The organism is Nonomuraea maritima, assembly GCF_900100395.1.
Taxonomy (GTDB): Bacteria; Actinomycetota; Actinomycetes; order Streptosporangiales; family Streptosporangiaceae; genus Nonomuraea; species Nonomuraea maritima.
This window is the reverse complement of record NZ_FNFB01000028.1, coordinates 76,513-94,716: the sequence shown is the minus strand read 5'-3', so window position 1 is coordinate 94,716 and position 18,204 is coordinate 76,513. Positions and strand designations below refer to the sequence as shown.

Genomic DNA, 18,204 nt, shown 5'->3' with positions numbered 1-18,204 from the left:
AAGGTCGTCCGGTCGAACCAGGCGCGGCCGGTGAAGGTCGCCTCGACGAACGCGGCCTCGCTGACGCGGCAGTTGGCCAGGCTAAAGTCGATTAGGGCGGCGCCGGTGAGGTCGAGGCGGATGTCCGGCCAGTGGCGGGCGTTGAGGTTACCGCTGCGGAATCGCCACCAGCGGCGGGTGGGCTGGTCCCGGTAGCGCAGGTGTGCGGCGAGGATGCGCTGGGCGGTCAGCCGGACCTGGCGCTCCTCGAATGGATCTCGACCCGTTGGCGCGGCGACGCCATCCTCAGTAGGGCGCGGCACGGCAGGCTCGTCCGTGATCTGGGCGGCCGGGGGCGGGGTATATGGCATGCGCAGGTATGCGCAGATCACGTCCACGATGGTCTGCCGGAAATGCGGGTCGGGGTTGTCCTGGGCGAGCTGCTCCAGGGCGTACAGGCCACCTAAACGGACCGGGGCCTCGGCACTGCCGAGCTGCTCTACGGCCTTGCCGTAGCGGTCGGTCACGTGGCCGCGCTCGCCGAGTTGGAAGGTGCGCCGGGCAGTGTCGGCGTTACGCGCGGTGTAGTAGACGGCGACCAGCGCGGCCAGCCCGGTCGCCACGGCGAGTACCCGGCCGCGGACCGCATCTAGGGCTGCCGCCAGATCTCTTCCGACCAGACCTGACGGCTCGCCGATCGCGACTCCGTCGATGTGCTCCAGTACCCAGCGCGCCCCCGGGCCCAGCACCCAGACGATCCCCGCCACCAGCGCCGCGCCGATCACAGTCATCACCGTCGGAACAGGCTTCACGGCCTCCACTCTGGCCCAAGTTCAGCCTCGCAGCTAGAGCCAGAGGTACGACGCGTGGCCCGTTTCTGCCGTAACCGGCGGCTCGCGGGCCTGGCCACAGTGGGCAACAGCTGAGCCCACTGTGGCCGTCCGGGCCGGGCGGCGATCCCTAAGAAGGAAGGATTCCTAGCTTCGAGAGGATCTCCAGCCCCAGATAGGTGGTCCCGGCGAACGCGGTCCCACCTGCGATGATCGCTGTCGTTGCCGATGCCTCGTTCCACCTGGTCAGGATGCCCGTGATGAGCGCCGCGATGGTGGCCGTAAGCAGCACAATAACGATCACCAGGATCTTCATCGTCATCTTTCTCCTCTAAAAGATGACCGGATCCCTTGGAAACGCCGGAACCCTTTGTACACGGCTGAGGTGCTCGAGGCGCACGAATCCGCCGTATTGCTGCTGTCCCGCTGTCCGGCGTCTCTACAGCGACATGTCCTCGTCTACGAACCTGATGCGGGTGGGGTTCGCGACGAACCGCAGCAGCTCGACGAGCTGGCCTTCGCGGGTGGCGATCACCTGGTCGTAGGTGAGGACTAGGGAGCGCTTCACGACCTTCAGCGCTTTCGCTTCCTCGTTGGTGGCCATGCGGGCGCCGATGACGCGCCGCACGATCGAGTACGGCTCCAGGCCGGCGTCGGTCAGGGCGCGGTAGATGCCGCCGGGGACTTGGTCGCGCTTGGCGATTGGGGTGTCGGCCACGGCGCTGTGAGGGTAGACCGCCTGGTCGAGGCGGGCCACGTTGTCGCTGATGGTGGCTTGGCGGTTGCGGATGACCACCTTGTCGCCGCTGTCGAGCTTGAGGAGGTCGGCGACGTCGGGGGAGGGTTCGACGGTGTCTACCTTCCCGGTGATCATCTTGCCCTCGGCGCCGGAGCGTTCGCAGCACGCGGCCCAGGGGAGCGGGCCGTTGCCGTGGGGGCCGTGCAGGACGAGGTCCACGACAATGGGCGGCGGCTGCACGATCATCCCTTGAGTGACGCTGCGGATGACGAGCTGCTCGGCCTTCAGGACCTGGATGGCGTGGTAGATCGTCTGATTTGAGGCGCCGTATTCAAGCGCGAGGAGATCCTGGTGGGGGAGGGGTAGTCCGGGGCGGTATTGTCCGCTCTTGATCTTTCCCTTGATGTCGTCGGCGATCTCGGCGAAGCGGGACATGCAAGTACCGTACCACCGTTCCCTAGGGAACGGTGGGGCTACTAGTGGACCAGTTCGGGCTCGGGCATCTTCGACGAAACCTGCCACAACCGCTCCGGCCTCCGGCGTGGCCACGACGCAGGCGCATGCACGTACATCTCCCTGTGTTCCGAAGTCGGCTGCATCAGCGAGGACACCACGGCCATCAGCTCGGACCAGGCCCACAGCGCATCTCGGCCGGGGCACGTCGCCGCGCACATCGTGACGCCGGAGCTGCTACCGACCACGATCCGCGCCTCCTCGGCGCGATCCAGGCGCTTCGTCGGGTGCAGGCGCTCATCGGCCTCGCCCGGGACGACGATCTGCACGGACACGATGTCGTCGACCCGCACGACCGTCAGTCTGTCCTGGGATGTCAGCCATGCCGTCATACCGGCAAGCGTGCGGCAAGCGTGCGGCCGTCCGCAAGCGATCTCGGATTCCGCTCTGGCCGGCTCTCTGACGGGAACGGGGACGCCAGGGTCAGAGACTTTGACGCCTTGCCGAGGAATGCGGGAGACGAGGCCCTGGTCGACGAGCAGGCTGATGGCGTTGCGGATGGTGGACCGGTCCGCCCCGTGAGTGCTCGCCAGATCGCGTTCGGAGGGCAGTCGGCTGCCTGGCGGGTGGTCGCCTCGCCTGATGGCTTGGGCGAGCACGTCAGCTATGCGCTCGGCCTTCGCGGGCGGCATCGGCATCCGGTCTCCATGTGCTCCTTGGTCGGGTTCCACCTTAGAGGCATCCATGATCCGCCTGGGAGTGGCGGGGATGCACGGCAGAGATACACGGGTTGCGGTATGGGTTTGGTAGCCCTACCATGAACCTACCAACAGGTTAGCGGGCAACCACCGCTGCACCTGGTGCCCTTCCGCCGCGAATTTCCCAACCAGCGATGACGGCCCATGAGCAAGTCCCAGGGCCCCGCATCACCCACCCTCTCCTTCCGACAGAAATCAGGTGACGATGAGCACCATCACGGCATCCGCCGAAGCCGCCGCCGACCAGACGACCGACAAGCGCACGGCCCCCCGCCCGCCGTTGGAGCACCTGCTCCGCGCCGAAGTCCGCAGCCTCGCCGACAAGGTCGGCGAGGACGGCATCTGCTCGCGCAGTGCCGGCGACGCATGGACCGCGCAGGGCCTGACCCAGCGTCGCGCCCGACTCCTGTGCAAGCCGTGCCGGGCGCGCGGCGCCTGCCTGCGGTTGGCCGTACTCGAGGAGGCACTGGCCATCGACACCCACGGCGGCTCGATCCACGACCTGCACGGGGCACGCGGCGGGCTCACCGGTCCCGCCCGCGCGCCGGAGGTCAAGCAGGTCCTGGCGGACATCAGGGGCGACCGGGCCCAGCGCAAGGCCGCCGCAATGGGGCATACGGAGACCTGCAGCCGCCCCACTCAATGACCCTGCAGCTTCGCAAAAAGCGCCAGCGGTACCGCCACCACATTGGGAGTTCTGATGTTCCTGCGTAGGCCCGATCCCCGGAAGGAAAGGGACGCTCTCGAAGCCGAGCGCCTCCGGATCGAGCGCCGCCGCCTGTCCGAAGAGGCCCGGCGCGAGGACGCTCGGGCGTCCGAAGAGGAAGCCCGAGCACGAGACGAGTCCGCCCGTACCGATCGAGAGAAGCGCCGCCGCCGCTCGGTCGAGCAATGGAAGACCCGCGCAAAGACAGCCGGCCACATGGCCGTCATGTCGGTGACGAACATCGGCGTCAACGGCGTCGCCGTCTCCGGCCAGGCGATGGCCTTCATGGCGCGTGGTCTTCCCCCGCTGTGGGCCATACTCGCGGCCGCGATCGTCGAGTCGGTCGCGGTGTACGTGTCCTGGCACGCGCACGTCGCTCTTCGGGAAGGTGACGCCGCCTGGACGACCCGGATGCTTTCGTATCTGGTCGGCGCGGGCGCGGGGTACCTGTCGTACACGCACGTGGAGGACTACCCGGAGCTGTTCGCGGCGTGCTCGCTCGCGTCCCCGTGGCTGTGGTCGATGCACTCGCGTCACCTGCACCGCAAGGACCTGCGCGAAAAGGGCCTCATCGACCCGAGAGCGCCGAAGTTCTCGCCGATGCGTTGGCTGCTGCACCTGCCTGAGACGTTCAAGGCGTTTCGGTGGGCGGTCGGCGAGGGTGTCCAGTCTCCGAGCATCGCGGTGCAGGTAGTTCGCCAGCGCCGCCGCGTGAAGAAGACGTGGAAGTCGATGGTCGAGGCCCAGCGCGCGGTCATCGAGGCGCAGCGCTCGCAGCTGCAGCTGACATTGACTCGGATGGCGGCGCTCGCGGAGGAAATTCACGGACCCGACCCGCGGGCGGCCGAGGCGGTGCACGACATCGCGGTGTTCGTGAACGAGGTCGGCGTCGGCCTGGTGCCGCGCTACCGGCCGCCGCTTGGTCCGGCTGTCGAGGCGGACCAGACGCCGCCTGTGCCCGCTGACCAACCGGACCAAAAGCAGGTGGGGGAGACCGCACCGCGGCCGCGATTCCGGACCCGGATCCGGGACCGATACCGGCTGCCGATCCGGACCAAGAGGCGGGCTCGAAGGCGCGCTGTTGGTCCGGTCGCCGCAGGGGACCATTCGGACCAAACGCTTCCGGCCGACGCGCCGGGCCCGGGTCGGCATGACCGGACCAACCGGACCAGCAAGCGGCCCGCCGGGACCGGTTCGACCGGACCAGCGGATCGGGTGAACGCGCTGCTCCCGCAAGGTAAGCGGATCGCTGCGCGGCTCCGGCGCGAGGGCGTCCGGCTGACCCGCCGCAGTCTGCAGGACGCGCTACGCGCTGAGGGCCATTCCGCCTCGACCGACGTCGCGAACGAGTTGGTCCGGGTTCTCTCCGGGCCGGGCAAACCGGTCCAGCGCGCCGCCCGCGGGGGCCGCACGACCGGACCAAGCACCGGACCAGACGTAGCCGCCGAGCAGCCGCTCGTCCGGACCATGCAGACCGCCACGACAGGAGATGCAGAGTGACCGCGGCCGCCGCCCAATACATGCCGATCCCGGCCTGGGACCACCTCGCCGACGACGCCGCGGCGATCGTCATGACCGAGCTGGAGTTCCGCGCCGACAGCCCGTACCACGTCCGCCTCTCCGTCGAGGGCGGCGCCGGCGTCGACGTCCCGCTGGACGTGCTCGCCGCGGGCCGGGTCGGGCGCGCGGAGTGCGCGGCGCTGTCCGCGTGGCCGATGGACGAGGAGTCCATCCGGTGGGACGTCCGGGTGCCGGGGGCAGAGCCGGTCGCGCTGCGGGTTCCTCGCTCGGTGCTCGCGAGCCACCTGGACACCCTGCCGGAGATCGCTCACGAGCCGGATTGGGACGCGTTCGCGAGGGAGTGCGCCGGGGGTTCGCTGTGACTGTCCGTGATCGCGCTCGTGGGCTCGTAACGCTGCAGACCAGGTCAAGGCCGGGTGTGCGGGGGGCCCAACGCGCGGGCGCGTTGCGCGTTGCGCGTTGCGCGCGCGAGGCCACCGTAACACGAATCACGCACCGTAGCGGAGGACAGATGGTGTCGAATCGCGCCGCGAACCGGCGCGCCGAGCACGTCGCGAACATCGCGGCCGCGGCCCGGGAGACGGCCACGCCGTGGCGGCTGTACTGGCGGACGGCGTGCTGGCTCATGTCGGAGTTGGCCGAGCTGTACAAGCGCGACCCGCGCCAGGCGCAAAAGGCCTGCACCGACCTGGCCGAGCAGACCCGCCAGTTCGCGGAGGCGCTCAACAAACAGGCGGGCGGTGGCCAGTGATGTTCCAGTACAACGCCCCTGCTGGCCTGCCCGTCGACCAGTCGAAGACGGAGCCGACCGAGCAGGTCGCCCCCGCAGCCGAGGTCGCGCCGACGTCTTCGCCGGCGCGCAGGCCCTCGTGGGTCCAGGTCCTGGAGGACCGGGCGCGCATGCCTGGCCTGCGTACGGCGCGACTTCCCTCGGTCGCCACGGTGCGCGCCTACCACCGGGAACGCGAGTACGTCCCGTGGGAGGCCGAGCTCCTCGACCTGCCCGCGCGCGTGCACGGCTGGTTCGCCGTCGCCTGGTGCTTCGGGTGCACCTCGATCGCGTTCCTCGGCGCGGGCGACTACCGCCGCCGCCTGACGAAGTTCCGCGAGGAAGGCCTCCCCGGCCTGTGCCGCGCGCAGCTGCCGCGACTGAAGACCCTGTCCGGTTTCCCCCGCGCGTGGGTCGCTTTCTGGTCCGCCGTCTGCTGGCCGGGCCTGAAGTTCTGGGGCCCGATCACGGCCGGGTTCTACCTGCTGATGATCTCCCTGCCCATCCTGCTGCCCATCCTGCTGTCCCTCATCTGAAAGGCCACCCCTCATGATCGGTCTCGTTCTCGGCGGCGGATTCTCCTTCGGCCTCGGCTGGGTCTTCGCGGGCATCCGCAAGAAGGACAAGCTGCCCGGCAAACCGCTCGGCGTGCTCGCGGTGCTCCTGCTGCTGGTGTTCTCGGCCAGCATGTTCCTGCTGCCCACCGGGTACCTGTTCGTGAACTTCGGCGCGTGGCTCGTGGAAATGGCCGCGCGCGGTTCGATGGCGACCCTCTTCGGGTCCGTGGTGCTGTTCCTGCTCGCCGCCGCGTTCTCGTTCCTCGCCGGCGCCGTCGTCAAGGACATCGCCAAGGACGCCAAGCCGGACATGCCGACCTTCGTGGCCTGCTCCGTCCTGTGGATCTTCGGCGGGATCGCGTACGGCTCAGTCTGGGGCCCGGTCGAGTACGCGGAGTTCACCGCCGAAGTGATGCGGCAGGCCGTGGAGAACTGGTCATGAGCGACGCCCTCATGGCGGTGTTCGCCGTCGTGGTGTCGCTCGCGCTGTTCGTCGTCGGCGGCTGGTTCTTCTTCCGCAAGCCCGGCGACGAGCAGCCCGACCAGCCGGTCGAGCACACCGTCGAGCGGACATGGACCGCCAAGACCATGAACGTCGCGATCGCCTGGTTCGGGCGTGCGCTCGGGCCGGGCCGGCCCGAGCACCAAGGCGGTGACCAAGGCGACGACGAGCAGCTGCAGCCGATTGACCTCGTGCTCGTCGAGCAGGTCCGCCCGCAGGCCCCGCCCCGGCCTGCGGAGCCGGCTCGTCCAGCTCTCGCCCCGCCGCCCGCGCTGGAGGTCGAGGTCGTCGACCGGCCGAAACCGACCATGGGCCGGCCCGAGCTCGAAGGCGAGGTCAAGCCCGCCGAAGTCGTCGAGCGGCCGCGCCCCGACTGGAACCTCATCGACTTGGAAGGAGTCGACATGTCGCAGGCTCCCATCGTGCCTGCCAACGACGGCACCTCCATGCAACTGCCTACCGTCCCCCAGCTGCAGGAGGCGCTGGCCACCGGCGGGTTCGAGCGGTTCATGACCTGGCTGCGGGCGTTCTTCCGCGCCAGCGGCGTCCTCGAGGCCGACGCGCGCAACGTGCACGAGGACGCCATGCACGTCGCCGCCCGGGCCCGCAACAAGTACGTCCTCGCGTTGCAGGCGTTCCAAGCCGTTCAGTCGGACGGCCTGGACTCTCGGACGGTCACCCGCATGTGGGAGGCGCTGGCCCAGGCCGAGCAAGAGGCTTCCGCGGCCGCGCTGGCCACGCACGCCACCGCCCAGACGGTGACCGCGTGCGGCGGTGGTCAGCCGACCGTGGCGGCTGTGATCAGCGCGCTCGACTACGGACACGGCGACGTCGCCCGCTCGGTGCGGTCCGCGCCCGTCCGGATCGTCCGCAAGTTCAGCTTCTACGAGAACTAGGGAGCGCCCGGTGGCCCGCCACACCACGCCCGACCAGCAGCCCGAAGCGCAGCCCGACCAGCACGAGGACGAGACCGAGGCCCTCGCCGAGGCCGCGTCCGCGTTCGCCAGGAGCGCCGCGCACCGCTACGGCCGCGCGGTCGCCCCGCACGTCACCGCCGCCGGCGTGTGGGGCACGGGCGCGCTCCTTCACCTGGCCGACGTGCCAGCGTGGCAGGCCCTCGTCGGTGAGGCCGCCGCCGCCGCCACCGCGGCGACGGTCCGCACCCTGTTCCCGAAGACGCGCGAGGCCCTCGCGTGGCGGTGGTGGCAGGCCGGCGCGGCCGCGTGGCTGCCGGGCGCGGCCGAGCTGGGCGCGTTCGGCGTGATGCAGAGCGCGTACTTCGCGGCGGCCGGCCTGTGGACCGTCCCGCACGTGTGGCGTCACCGCAACTACATCACCCGTCCGAAGGGCAAGCGCCGCGCGCTGGAAGCGGCGGCGCAGGCCAAGGAGCTGGAGGCGTCCGACCCGATCGTGATCCGGTGGGCGCAGAAGACGGCGGGTCGGAAGGGCGCCCTGGTCGACTCCAAGCTGACCAACCGCGAGGAGTTTCAGCGCGGCGGCGCTGCGGGGACGCGCTACCGGATCGTGCTGGACGGGCACACCACCGAGGACGCCATGCAGGCGCGCAAGCGGATCTGCTCCGACTTCGGGGTGGCCATCAACTTCGTGCACGTGGAGGAGCCGCCCGGTGGCGAGCAGAACGCCGCCATGGTGACGTTCCTGAAGCAGCTCGCTGTCCTGGAGCCGGAGCTGTGGACTGAGCCGCTGCTCGACATGGACACCGGTGTCCTGCCGATCGGCCCGTTCGAGGACGGCGCGGGCGATGGCGCGTTGCAGGTGTGGGAGCCGGGGTCGGGGCCGCTGCCGGTCGGGATCTTCGGCGCGATGCGGACGGGCAAGTCGTCGATCCTGAAGATCGCTTCAGCGGAGTTCGCCCGCACCGAGGGCCGGATCGTGCTCGACTACCTCGACCCGCAGGACGGGCAGAGCTGCCCGTCGCTGCTGCCGTACGTGCCGCACGCGCTCGGCATCAATGCCATCCGTCAGCGGCTGTACGCCTACCAGGCGGAGATGCAGCGGCGCCGCGCGCTGCTGTCGCAGATCGAGTGGGTCGACGAGGACGGGGTTACGCAGCGCGGAGTGCAGTCCTACGACCACCCGGGCGTGCATGGCATGCCGATGCTGGTCATCGCCATCGACGAGTTCCACCTGGTCGCGCGACACGAGGACCTGGCCACGATCGTGCACGACATCCTCGCCGAGGGCTCGAAGTGCGGCATGACGGTGTGGACGCTCGACCAGAACGTGTACGTCGGCGGGATGGGCGGCGGCGACATTCTCGCCCTGGTGAACTCCGGCAACATCGTGGTGCTGCGTGTCTCCGACCGCCGGATCGCGTCGGCCACGTTCGGGGAGCGAATGAACGCGTACCCGCACCTGATCAAGATTCATTTCCCCGGTACGCAGAAGAAGACGAAGGGCTGCGGCTACCTGCTGGGCGCCACCGACAGGCCGGTGATGATGCGTGCTCGCCACATCCCGAGGATGGGCGCGGTCATGCGCGGCGTGCCCGCCATGACGGTGAAGCTGCCGAACATCGCTGTCGAGCACGACGACGCCGCGCCGGCGCGGAAAAAGCGCGGCGGCAAGGGGCGTCGCTCGCCTGCGATCGCGACGGCCGACGTGGTCGACCTCGACACGACCGTGCAGATGCCGACCATCGCGCAGGCCGACGCCGCCGCGGCGCAGACGACGGTGCTGTCCCTGCTGGCCGACGCCGGCCAGGGGCTGACGGGGCCGCAGTTGGTGACGCGGTCGGGTCTGCCTCTGCCGGTCGCGTTCCGGGTTGCTGCGTCGCTGGTCGAGCAGGGCCGGGCTCACATGGACGGTGATCGTTATGTGATCGCGGACGGGGAGCGTGTGGCGTGATGACGACGATGGCGCGGTTGCTGGTGGTTCTGGCCTGGCTGGTCTGGTGGCAGGTGATGGCGGTGGTCTGGGTGGAGGTGCCTGCGGACCTGAGCATGGTGGTGCCCTTCGCAGCCCTGCTGTCGTCGGCATTGGTGCCCCTCGTGGCGATGGGGGCTCGTCTGTGGCCTGTCTCGTTAACGGTGACGTCGTCGTGGATCCTGGCGGCCCTGACGTGGGGCATGGGGTGGGGGTCGGCGCTGGTGGCGTCTGCGGTGGTCATGGTCATGGTGCTGAGCTGGGGTGACGGCGGTCGAGAGTGACCGCCACGCTTGAGACAAATGCGACACACGCACGTTCTTCTACGCGCTTTGACCTCGCATACTGGACAAACACACACATCGCGCTAAGGTGTTCGAGTCGCGACTGTCACGACTGGAACGACAAACGAGACACGCCTCACGGGTCTCGTGGCCATGAGTCCCAGCCCGAACAGTCGCCCGCCACCCCTCAGCACGGAAGGCCTGCGAAGCCGATGATCGAAAATTCGCGTGCGACACACCCGCGTACTTCTAGATTTCGAAATCCAGAATGCGCCATGATTGACGACCATGAGCGGACAGGTAGGCCGACCACGCGTGGTGGTCGCCAAGCATCCCATGTCCTGGAGGGACTCCTCCGTGTGGGACGAGGTGAAGGCCCTGCAGGAGAAGACGGGTCTGCCGCTGGCGCATGTCGTCGAGGCCCTGGCAGCCCAAGCCCTCGGCCGTACACCGACGACCATCGAGGAGCAGGCTCGGGCGCAGCAAGCCCAGCAGCAGCTTCCGCTCGACACGACGCGAAAGGCGATCGTGGCGGCCTGACCGGCCCCACGAACAACGGAGGAGAACCCCCAGACACTAAGAAAGCCGGGCAGAGCCCGGCTGTCTCAGTCGTGACGGTCCACTAAGTGGCTCGGCTCCCGAATGCTTTGGCCGGCGTACGGAGCTGAGCGACGAGGAGGATCGTCCGCCTTCCCACTCGGTGGCCCGGCAAGGCCGTCGAGCGGGCTTACTTGTGCCTCACCGCTAAGAAAGGCATCGCCATGATAACTGGCGACCGGGGGCTCATGCCAGCATGCCCGGAAACCCCAACCGTGCCGGACACGACACCGGCGACAAAACCGGCACGTCAGCCGCATGGACAGAACGCGACACGACTTCCGGTTTCCGGCGTGTCGGACCTCCCCAACCTTCTACGGACGGCGCCCTCCAAGGCGCTCATCCTCGCGGCCGTGCCGCGGGGCATGCGCCGCGCCTCCGACCAGCAGTCGTTCCTGCGCGCCCTACGCGAAGACGCCGACGTGCTGGAACTCCGCTACGACGGCTACGGCAACCTGCTGCGCATCGCTCAGGAGATCGCCTGGGCAGCCGACTGGGACACCATGTGCTCCCGCCCGACGATCGCGAAGGTCGTCGAGGAGACCGGCCTGTCCAAGGCCTCCGTCAAGCGGTGGGTCCGCTGGCTACGTGAGCACGGCTGGCTCGGCGTCGTCGAGCAGGGCACGACGGTGCGGTTCCGGAAGGGCACCTCGGCGGGCCTGGTCGACGACGGCCTGGGCAACCGGGCGGCCGTCTGGGTGATCTGCGTTCCTCGCGACATCACGCCTGTTCCGACCAACGACACTAGCGCTGACCAGGCTAAAGGCATAAATGAACCCCCCTCTGTCTCTCTCCCTGAGAGAGACAAGGAAGGTCCCACGCGCACGCGCGAGGCTCCCCGGACTGCTGGCCGCAAACTACGTATCTCGCCGACATGGGCATTGCACGAATCGCCGAGGACTAAACGCGACAGACTGGCCACATGCGAACGACTCCGGAAGGAGTCGACCGTGCTGCGGCACATGACGCCGTGGTTCCTGCGCTGGCTGCTGAAGCCCTTCTTCGTCGCTGGCTGGACAGCGGCCGACGTGCTGCACGCCCTCGACGTACGCCCCGACGACAGCCGGTGGACGTACACGTGGTCGAGCGTCCACGAGATCCGGCACATACCCGGCTGGGTGCGGCACCGCCTCGCGGCCTGGCTCGACGACAACGAAGAGGCGCTGCCTTCGCGGTCGCAGCTGGCGGCCGCGGCCGACGCCGTACGGCGCGCGGAGCAGGAGATGCGCAAGCAGGCGCGTCACGCGGCGGCGGCCGCGGCCGGCGTGGAGCTCGTGGAGGAGCCGAGGATGAGCCGCGCTGAGGCGCTGGCTCCGGCTCCTATCGCTGATCGCGCCTCGGATGGTCCGAGTGCTGACTACCGGTCGGTGCGTGTCGAGATGGAGCGTCGTCGCCGGGAGAAGGAAGCGGCCGAGCTGGAGATGCTCGCCGCCTACCGGGCTCGGAGGATGTCGTGACGGACGCGCGTCAGTGGGCGGCTCTGGCCCGTGAATGGCTGGCGGTCACCTCGCCGAACGCTGCGAGGGCGATGCAGGCGCGTGAGCTGGAGGCCCGGAGGAGTCGCCATGACGCGGCGCCGGAGGGCGGCTGGCGGTGGAAGCGTGCCGACCACGAAGCGGACGAGGACCTCGAGCACGCCGAGTGGGCAACGGAGCCCGAGGTAGCGGCCGGCCCGAGCCCGGAGGAGATCGAAGCGGCGAAGGAGGCCCTGCGGCGGGAGACGTCGCTGGCGCGGGCTCGTGCTCGTGCGCGGTCTGAGCGTGAGGGGCGGTCGGGTGATCATGCATGATGGGGCGATGATCGAGAACGCCACCCCTCAACCCCCCACACCTGAGAGCTGCACTCATCCTCGACGCGGAGGTCAGGAGCGGATCAAAGGCATGGGGACTGGTGACTATCACTGCTTCGAATGCCGAGAGCCGATGCCGTTCGTACGGCACGCCGGCCGATGCTGCGGGTCCGACAGGGTTCCTCACCCGGAGCACGGGCTCGCGTGGAGCTGCCTGAGCTGCGGCCGCACCTGGGGCTGGGTGGAGAACCGGGTTTCGTATGGTGCTTCCCAGCCGTCCGAGTCCGCGTAAGACATTTTGGACAGATCTACGAAGTAAAGCCGCGCGCTGCACACGGCGGAGGGGGAGCCACCCGGCTGGGGTGGCTCCCCCTCATCGTCATACCGGACACGCGGGCAGATTCCCGGCGTCGATGCTGGTGTTGCCGCCCTTCGGGACGGGCCGGCCCGTCTACGGGACCCGGCTTTACAACGTAGATTTGTCGTAAATGTCGCAACAGCGTTGGGACGCGACCGGTAGCAGCGCCTCGCAGATACCCGCGCTAGACCTGTCGTTGTCCACGGTGAGGCGCGATCAGGTCCGATCAAGTCCTAGCGGTATCGGAGATGTCCAAGGCTCTCAGAAGCGACTACAGCAGGTCTGACGTGGTGTTTCGTCGTGATCTCCTGTCCTGTCCTCTTTAGGTATACATACGTGCGGTGATCCTGGTATGATCGAGATCCAACTGAATAACAAGATCAAAACCGCACCGACCAGGGAAAACACCGAAGGAGAAGGGCGCGTGACCAGCCCGGCCACCACCGCCGCCCGTGCCACCAACCGGCAACTCCTCGGCCACCTCGTCGAGCTGGCCACGAAAGAGATCGCAGATAGCGCAAGCGGCACCGCAACCACTCCCGCCACCACGAAGGAGACCAAGTGATCGCCATGAAGAGCGATACCCCCGTCGTCGACGATCGTCCGGCCATCGACTTCTACTGGACGCCCGACGAGATGGCCGCCATCGTCGCGACTTCGGCAGGCGCCACCCGGAACGTGATCGACGGCGTCGCCTGGATGGCCGCCACCGACCTCCTCGCGGGCCACCACCCGCTGATCCCCTTCCACCAGGTGCGCGACGACATCGCCGTGCAGCTGTACGGCAGCGCCCGCACCTACACGGCCGACCACTTCGGCAAGACGTGGACCTGGTGCTCCCTCGTGCACGAGGCCGTCATGGCCGCCGACGACCACCTGTTCCAGGGCCGCGCGTACGAGTACGCCGAGCGTAACGGCGTCGCCACCACCCGCACGCGCGTCGGACGAATCATCACCGAGCGCGCGGCCGCGCACATCTGGCCGAAGGGCACCGCGCTCTGCCAGCGGGTCAACCCGAACCCACTGTGCCGCTACACCGAGCTGCGGGAGGCGCGCGAGTTCGTGATGTACCACGCGCTCGCCTACATCGAGGGCCACACCGGCAAGGCCCCGGCCCGGCGCGACGAGGGAGTGTTCGACCTGCTCGACGACGCCACCGCGAAGGCGCTGCTCGACCGCCTGGCCGTCATCGCTCTCCCGGCCAACTGATCACACAGCATAAAGCGCAAGCGGTATTGCAGGCTTAACTCGCCCCGCCCACCTCGGGCGGGGCGTTCCTGTTCTCTCAGAAAGGCGAACCCCGATGACCACCACCACGGCGACCAGGACCCAGGCCACCCCCGTGCAGATCGGCGAGCAGCTCGTGCAGCTGCTCCGCGCCGCTGACACCTGCACCGAGCAGGTGATCGCCCGCCAGCCCGGCGTGTTCGGGCACATCAACGCGGCTCTCGTGGAGCTGCTGCGCACGCAGGGCTGGGGCGCGAACCAGGCCGACGAAGTGATCAGGGCCGTCATGCTCGACCCGAGCGCGACGCTGCAGGAGACGATGCGGCTGATGCAGGCGCCCGTCGTGACGCAGGCGATGGCCGAGCAGGTCCGCGTGGCCGCCTGCAAGCAGCTCGACATGAAGCCCGACTACGTCCACGGCCTGCAACTGCTGCCCGAGTGGGACGACAGCGACCACCAATGGGTCATCACCTGGCCGGGCGTCGAGTGGACCCCCATGTTCCCCTACGGCGGCTTCAACGCGGACGGGATCGAGTACCCCGAGGCCGAGTTGCCGCCCGGCGTGTGGGTCGAGCGGCTCAACGACTACTCCGTGTCCGTTAACGCCCGCTAATCACACCACCCCCGAAAGGACATCACGATGCAGACGACCACCCCCACCCGCTCCGAACTGCTGAAGGCCGTGACGGAGGTCCGCGACGCGGGCGGCTCCACCACGCACATGCTCCACACCATCGCCCGCATGGTGGCCGAGCCGGCCGCGACGCCGGAGGAGTTCGAGCTGGCCTCGGCCAACGTCTTCGACTTGGCGGGCTTTCACTTCGACTGCCTGTCGGCCGCGTACGAGCTGAACACCGGCGCGACGCCGTACCCGCCCGACGCGACGTTCGACGCCCTGTCCGGCGACGACCAGCAGAAGGTCATCAAGCACGTCATCGTCGACTGCGGCGAGCTCGACCAGCCGGACGAGGAGCCGCCCACCCCGATCGCGCTGGCCGACCACCTGCTCGACGGGCTGAGGATGGCCAGAGCGCTGCAGGTCGAGTTCGGCAAGCACTTCGCCCCTGTCGCGGGCAAGGCCCAGGCGGCACTCTACGAGTTGTTGCTCACGCAGTCGGTGGGTCCGAAGCTGGCCATCGAGTCGATCGGGCACGCGCTGACGACCGGCGTCGCCATCAACCAGGCCATCGCGGAGATGGACGGGCAGCTCTAATGACCGTCATCGTTCCCGAGCGGGCCGGCTTCGGCGCGACGCCGCGGCCCGACCAGGTGCTTCTGCTGCCGGATGAGTCGTTCGTCTGCGGGTGCCGGAACATCGCCGAGTATGGCGGATTCCACGCCAGCGACCGAGACGGCAACCTCATGGCGGTCGGCCTCTACCTCAACGGCGAGGAGAACCCCGCCTGGGAGGGCTACTACTGGTGCGGCGGCTGCGGCGAGATCGTCATCGACGCCCGCCACCTGGTGTTCCCGCCGTCTTAAACCGCAGATGGCCGGACCTGTCGCCAGGTCCGGCCATCCAAACCCCGAGCCACCACAGCTCGAAAGTAGAACCAGCAACGGCCGCCAAGAGAGTCGGCCACTAGGTGCTTCCACCACCCTAACGCACCCGTACCCGTACACGTAGAGAGCAACGGGAGATCACCATGTTCGACGACGACTTCGGCGCCGACGCCGAAGCGATCGAGTCCGCCCGCATGGACGCTGACCTGGAGCAGGCCGACATGGACGCCGCGGGCGACGCCCTGTACGCCGCGTGCGACGAGATGGGCATCTGCCTACACGGCGTCGTGGCCGGCCACGGCGACCGGCCGGACGTGCCCGAGGGACACCAGCGGTGCCGCTTCTGCAGGAAGGTCGCCACCCCGCGGGAATTGAACGCTGACCGGACGGCCGCGTACGCGCGGCTGGAGGAGGCCGGAGTCCTGTGAACCTGTACTCCACCAACGAGCCATGCCCAAAGTGCAAGGCCGCCGCGGGCCAGGACTGCGACCCCGACTGCGTCCTCATGCAGGACCCCAGCGAATGGGTCGACGACGGCATCTCCGACGCCGACCCGGGCCTGTGACCGGGACGGCCGAGGGCATCGCGTGGGACCGGCTCAGCCCAGACGAGCACGGCCCATGCAAAGCAGTCGGCTGCTCCGTCGAGGAGATCACCACTGCTGTGATCATCGACGGGCAGCGGTACCCGCTCTGCCTCGAAGACGCCGAACTGATCCCTGGCTACACCACTGACCTGACCACATCACCCGAACGGGAGACCACGAATGCGTGACCAGCTCGTCGCCACCGGCGACCAGTACCTCGACGCCTTCCTTTTACTGTCGCGCGGCATGCGGTACCCGCAGCGCCAGCTGGAGGACGCCGAGACCAGCCTTCGGGAGGCGCAGAAGCGCGACCACACGCGAAACGGCTTCCACGGCACCGCCGAGCGGCGCCAGCGCGCCGAGAAGCGGTACGACGAGGCCAAGCGCGAGCTCGACATCGCTCGCCGCATCGAGGACCAAGCCGACCGCGACATCCGGCAGACCGCGCGGCCGCAGCTGCTCGCGCTGGTCGACGCCGAGATCGAAGCCCTGTGGGGCGACTTCTACACCCCCCGCGACACCACCGACTGGCGCACCGACCCCATGCCGGACGACCCCACCGCCTGGTGGGAGCTGCAGCCTGGCGCCGAGGTGCACATACGGTACGCGACGACCGGCGTCCGGTGGCAGTTCATCGAGCTGGGCGAGCCGCACCCGGACGCGCCGGGGATGCGGATCGCGCGGTACGTCGAGCGCAGCGAGATGCGCGGCGTGGCCGTGGTCGAGTTGGCCGTCCACCCCGAACAGCCGGTCGGCCGTCACGCCCGGTCGACGCAGATGACCATCACCCAACCCACCAAGGAGGAGCAGGTATGAACCCGCAGACGTTAATGGCCCGTGCCAACCTCGGGCACTGGACCGTCGCTAGGGACGGCCAGGCGCTCGTCCTGGAGCGCGACGGCTGGACCATCCGCGTCCTGTTCGACGGGACAGCGCCGGTCAAGGCCGTCGTCCGCGTTCCCGGATCGGCCGGCTGGCGGCACCTGAACCGCCGCGACATCACGACGCACGTGCGCGGCCGACGCGACCAGATGACCGAGTTCCGTGTCGGCGACCCGGTGAAGGTCGGCGATCGGGTCGGCCAGGTCGTCGACATGTACGTCGAGACGCCGACCGCGCTCACCAGCCGGGCGTGCCCCGTCCGGCTGGTCGTCTCGTACGTCGAGGGCGAGGAGCGCGCCAACCCGTATGTCACGTCCGCGCAGCACCTCCGAAGGGCCGTCGCATGACCACCATGAAGCCGATCAAGTTCTCCGTGGCGATGCTCAACAGCGCCCCGTACCAGGACCCGAACGGACGTCACCCGTACGTGATGACGGCCCGCGGCGAGGGCCGCGAGTGGATGCACATCGCGGGCTGCCCGCTGCTGCAGGAGCATCCCGTCACGCGGGAGGACACCGGCACCTACGGTGACCTGTGCTCCTACACCGCTGGCACGCTCGGCTGTGACCGGTGCCTGCCGCACGCTGGCCACCACGTTGTCCTCCCGGACGGCGGCAAGCGGTACCGGCCGATGGGCCCGATCGCGCACGGCCGCCACGGCGACCGGGACGTGGAGTTCGGCGAGTATGCGCTGGTCAACCAGAGCGGCGGCCGGTGGCAGGTCCGTGAGTGGGCCGCTGACGGGCAGGCCGCGCTCGACCGCGCCAAGGCGCTCGGCATCACCGTGATCCTCGGCCCGCCCGACAAGCGGTACGGCCTCCCGATGCTCCCGGAAGGGCAGGCGTGATGACGGACAACGACCTCACCTTCGGCGACGAGGACTACGAGCTGCCTGACGTCGAACGGCGCATCTGCCCCTCGTGCGGCACCAACTCGCGCATCATCACCCGCGGCGACTCGCGGGCGACGATCGTGTCCAAGTGCTGCGAGGCCCCACTGTCCGGGACGGCGGACGACCAGGACGACGAGCCCGCCGTGCTCGTTCTGGACGGCAAGCTCGTCTGCCCCTACGCCGACTGCAGCGCCACCGACGAGATCGTCGAGCTCGACGTGGCCACCCGGTCCAACGAGCTGACCATCATCAGGCCGGGCGTCATCAGCGTTGCACTCGGCGACAGCTGCTTCGAGAACGACGGCTTCGAGTGCGAGCAGTGCTCCCGGCGCGTGTCCCTGCCGGACGGCTACGAGCTCTCGTACCCGTAACTCCGCAAACCCCGC

Annotated in this window: 25 protein-coding genes and 1 pseudogene; 22 read left to right on the top strand and 4 right to left on the bottom strand. The window is 68.9% G+C overall.

The features are described from left to right. The 4 genes and pseudogenes from BLR04_RS31715 to BLR04_RS31700 all read right to left on the bottom strand — a co-directional run. Positions 1-791, bottom strand: a pseudogene (locus BLR04_RS31715) (pentapeptide repeat-containing protein); the annotation flags it as partial. A 148-nt stretch (positions 792-939) separates the two neighbouring features. Further along, positions 940-1,131 carry a hypothetical protein gene (locus BLR04_RS31710; RefSeq protein WP_090772231.1) on the bottom strand — a complete coding sequence of 64 codons (192 nt, stop codon included), beginning with the start codon at positions 1,129-1,131 and terminating at the stop codon, positions 940-942. A 117-nt stretch (positions 1,132-1,248) separates the two neighbouring features. Continuing rightward, the gene (locus tag BLR04_RS31705; protein ID WP_090772229.1) at positions 1,249-1,983 is read right to left on the bottom strand and encodes a GntR family transcriptional regulator; all 735 of its coding nucleotides are present in this window, start codon (positions 1,981-1,983) and stop codon (positions 1,249-1,251) included. A gap of 41 nt (positions 1,984-2,024) precedes the next feature. Beyond that, positions 2,025-2,699 carry a GntR family transcriptional regulator gene (locus BLR04_RS31700; RefSeq protein ID WP_176903379.1) on the bottom strand — a complete coding sequence of 225 codons (675 nt, stop codon included), beginning with the start codon at positions 2,697-2,699 and terminating at the stop codon, positions 2,025-2,027. 265 nt (positions 2,700-2,964) lie between these two features. On the opposite strand from BLR04_RS31700, the gene BLR04_RS31695 reads away from it, so the two are divergent. The 22 genes from BLR04_RS31695 (at position 2,965) to BLR04_RS31590 (ending at position 18,189) form a co-directional block, all read left to right on the top strand. Further along, positions 2,965-3,405, top strand: a complete 441-nt coding sequence (locus BLR04_RS31695; protein WP_143022311.1) for a hypothetical protein — start codon at positions 2,965-2,967, stop codon at positions 3,403-3,405. A gap of 54 nt (positions 3,406-3,459) precedes the next feature. Then, positions 3,460-4,965, top strand: a complete 1,506-nt coding sequence (locus tag BLR04_RS31690; RefSeq protein ID WP_143022310.1) for a hypothetical protein — start codon at positions 3,460-3,462, stop codon at positions 4,963-4,965. Further along, positions 4,962-5,348, top strand: a complete 387-nt coding sequence (locus BLR04_RS31685) for a hypothetical protein (protein WP_090772221.1) — start codon at positions 4,962-4,964, stop codon at positions 5,346-5,348. Before BLR04_RS31690 ends, BLR04_RS31685 begins: the two co-directional genes overlap by 4 nt. A 149-nt stretch (positions 5,349-5,497) precedes the next feature. Beyond that, positions 5,498-5,737, top strand: a complete 240-nt coding sequence (locus BLR04_RS31680) for a hypothetical protein (RefSeq protein WP_090772218.1) — start codon at positions 5,498-5,500, stop codon at positions 5,735-5,737. Continuing rightward, positions 5,737-6,291 (top strand): hypothetical protein, encoded by a 555-nt coding sequence (locus BLR04_RS31675; RefSeq protein WP_090772217.1) that lies wholly within the window; start codon positions 5,737-5,739, stop codon positions 6,289-6,291. The genes BLR04_RS31680 and BLR04_RS31675 overlap by 1 nt, the downstream gene beginning before the upstream one ends. Before the next feature lie 13 nt (positions 6,292-6,304). Then, entirely contained in the window at positions 6,305-6,754 is a 450-nt protein-coding gene (locus BLR04_RS31670) for a hypothetical protein (protein ID WP_090772214.1), read from the top strand. Then, on the top strand, positions 6,751-7,710 hold the full coding sequence (locus BLR04_RS31665) for a hypothetical protein (RefSeq protein ID WP_090772212.1): 960 nt from the start codon (positions 6,751-6,753) through the stop codon (positions 7,708-7,710). Before BLR04_RS31670 ends, BLR04_RS31665 begins: the two co-directional genes overlap by 4 nt. Positions 7,711-7,720: 10 nt before the next feature. After that, positions 7,721-9,682, top strand: coding sequence for a helix-turn-helix domain-containing protein (locus BLR04_RS31660; protein ID WP_090772210.1), 1,962 nt, complete (start codon positions 7,721-7,723; stop codon positions 9,680-9,682). Further along, the gene (locus tag BLR04_RS31655; RefSeq protein WP_090772207.1) at positions 9,679-9,984 is read left to right on the top strand and encodes a hypothetical protein; all 306 of its coding nucleotides are present in this window, start codon (positions 9,679-9,681) and stop codon (positions 9,982-9,984) included. The genes BLR04_RS31660 and BLR04_RS31655 overlap by 4 nt, the downstream gene beginning before the upstream one ends. Positions 9,985-10,272: 288 nt before the next feature. Further along, on the top strand, positions 10,273-10,524 hold the full coding sequence (locus BLR04_RS31650; protein ID WP_143022309.1) for a hypothetical protein: 252 nt from the start codon (positions 10,273-10,275) through the stop codon (positions 10,522-10,524). 350 nt (positions 10,525-10,874) lie between these two features. Continuing rightward, the gene (locus tag BLR04_RS31645; protein ID WP_090772203.1) at positions 10,875-12,038 is read left to right on the top strand and encodes a helix-turn-helix domain-containing protein; all 1,164 of its coding nucleotides are present in this window, start codon (positions 10,875-10,877) and stop codon (positions 12,036-12,038) included. 1,042 nt (positions 12,039-13,080) lie between these two features. After that, on the top strand, positions 13,081-13,293 hold the full coding sequence (locus tag BLR04_RS40065) for a hypothetical protein (protein ID WP_143022308.1): 213 nt from the start codon (positions 13,081-13,083) through the stop codon (positions 13,291-13,293). A 5-nt stretch (positions 13,294-13,298) separates the two neighbouring features. Beyond that, the gene (locus tag BLR04_RS31635; protein ID WP_143022307.1) at positions 13,299-13,937 is read left to right on the top strand and encodes a hypothetical protein; all 639 of its coding nucleotides are present in this window, start codon (positions 13,299-13,301) and stop codon (positions 13,935-13,937) included. A 94-nt stretch (positions 13,938-14,031) separates the two neighbouring features. Next, the gene (locus tag BLR04_RS31630; RefSeq protein WP_090772197.1) at positions 14,032-14,568 is read left to right on the top strand and encodes a hypothetical protein; all 537 of its coding nucleotides are present in this window, start codon (positions 14,032-14,034) and stop codon (positions 14,566-14,568) included. A gap of 27 nt (positions 14,569-14,595) precedes the next feature. Beyond that, positions 14,596-15,168: a hypothetical protein gene (locus BLR04_RS31625; RefSeq protein WP_090772195.1), complete on the top strand. Its 573-nt coding sequence runs from the start codon at positions 14,596-14,598 to the stop codon at positions 15,166-15,168. After that, the gene (locus BLR04_RS31620; protein ID WP_090772193.1) at positions 15,168-15,437 is read left to right on the top strand and encodes a hypothetical protein; all 270 of its coding nucleotides are present in this window, start codon (positions 15,168-15,170) and stop codon (positions 15,435-15,437) included. The genes BLR04_RS31625 and BLR04_RS31620 overlap by 1 nt, the downstream gene beginning before the upstream one ends. Positions 15,438-15,601: 164 nt before the next feature. Next, a complete protein-coding gene (locus BLR04_RS31615) occupies positions 15,602-15,886 on the top strand; it encodes a hypothetical protein (RefSeq protein ID WP_090772191.1) in 285 nt (94 codons plus the stop codon). Then, positions 15,883-16,023 (top strand): hypothetical protein, encoded by a 141-nt coding sequence (locus BLR04_RS40990; RefSeq protein WP_176903378.1) that lies wholly within the window; start codon positions 15,883-15,885, stop codon positions 16,021-16,023. The genes BLR04_RS31615 and BLR04_RS40990 overlap by 4 nt, the downstream gene beginning before the upstream one ends. Positions 16,024-16,224: 201 nt before the next feature. Then, positions 16,225-16,860: a hypothetical protein gene (locus tag BLR04_RS31605; protein ID WP_090772187.1), complete on the top strand. Its 636-nt coding sequence runs from the start codon at positions 16,225-16,227 to the stop codon at positions 16,858-16,860. Further along, positions 16,857-17,273 carry a hypothetical protein gene (locus tag BLR04_RS31600; RefSeq protein ID WP_143022306.1) on the top strand — a complete coding sequence of 139 codons (417 nt, stop codon included), beginning with the start codon at positions 16,857-16,859 and terminating at the stop codon, positions 17,271-17,273. Before BLR04_RS31605 ends, BLR04_RS31600 begins: the two co-directional genes overlap by 4 nt. Further along, entirely contained in the window at positions 17,270-17,773 is a 504-nt protein-coding gene (locus BLR04_RS31595) for a hypothetical protein (protein ID WP_090772183.1), read from the top strand. The genes BLR04_RS31600 and BLR04_RS31595 overlap by 4 nt, the downstream gene beginning before the upstream one ends. Continuing rightward, a complete protein-coding gene (locus BLR04_RS31590; RefSeq protein WP_090772181.1) occupies positions 17,773-18,189 on the top strand; it encodes a hypothetical protein in 417 nt (138 codons plus the stop codon). Before BLR04_RS31595 ends, BLR04_RS31590 begins: the two co-directional genes overlap by 1 nt. The last annotated feature ends 15 nt before the right edge of the window (positions 18,190-18,204 follow it).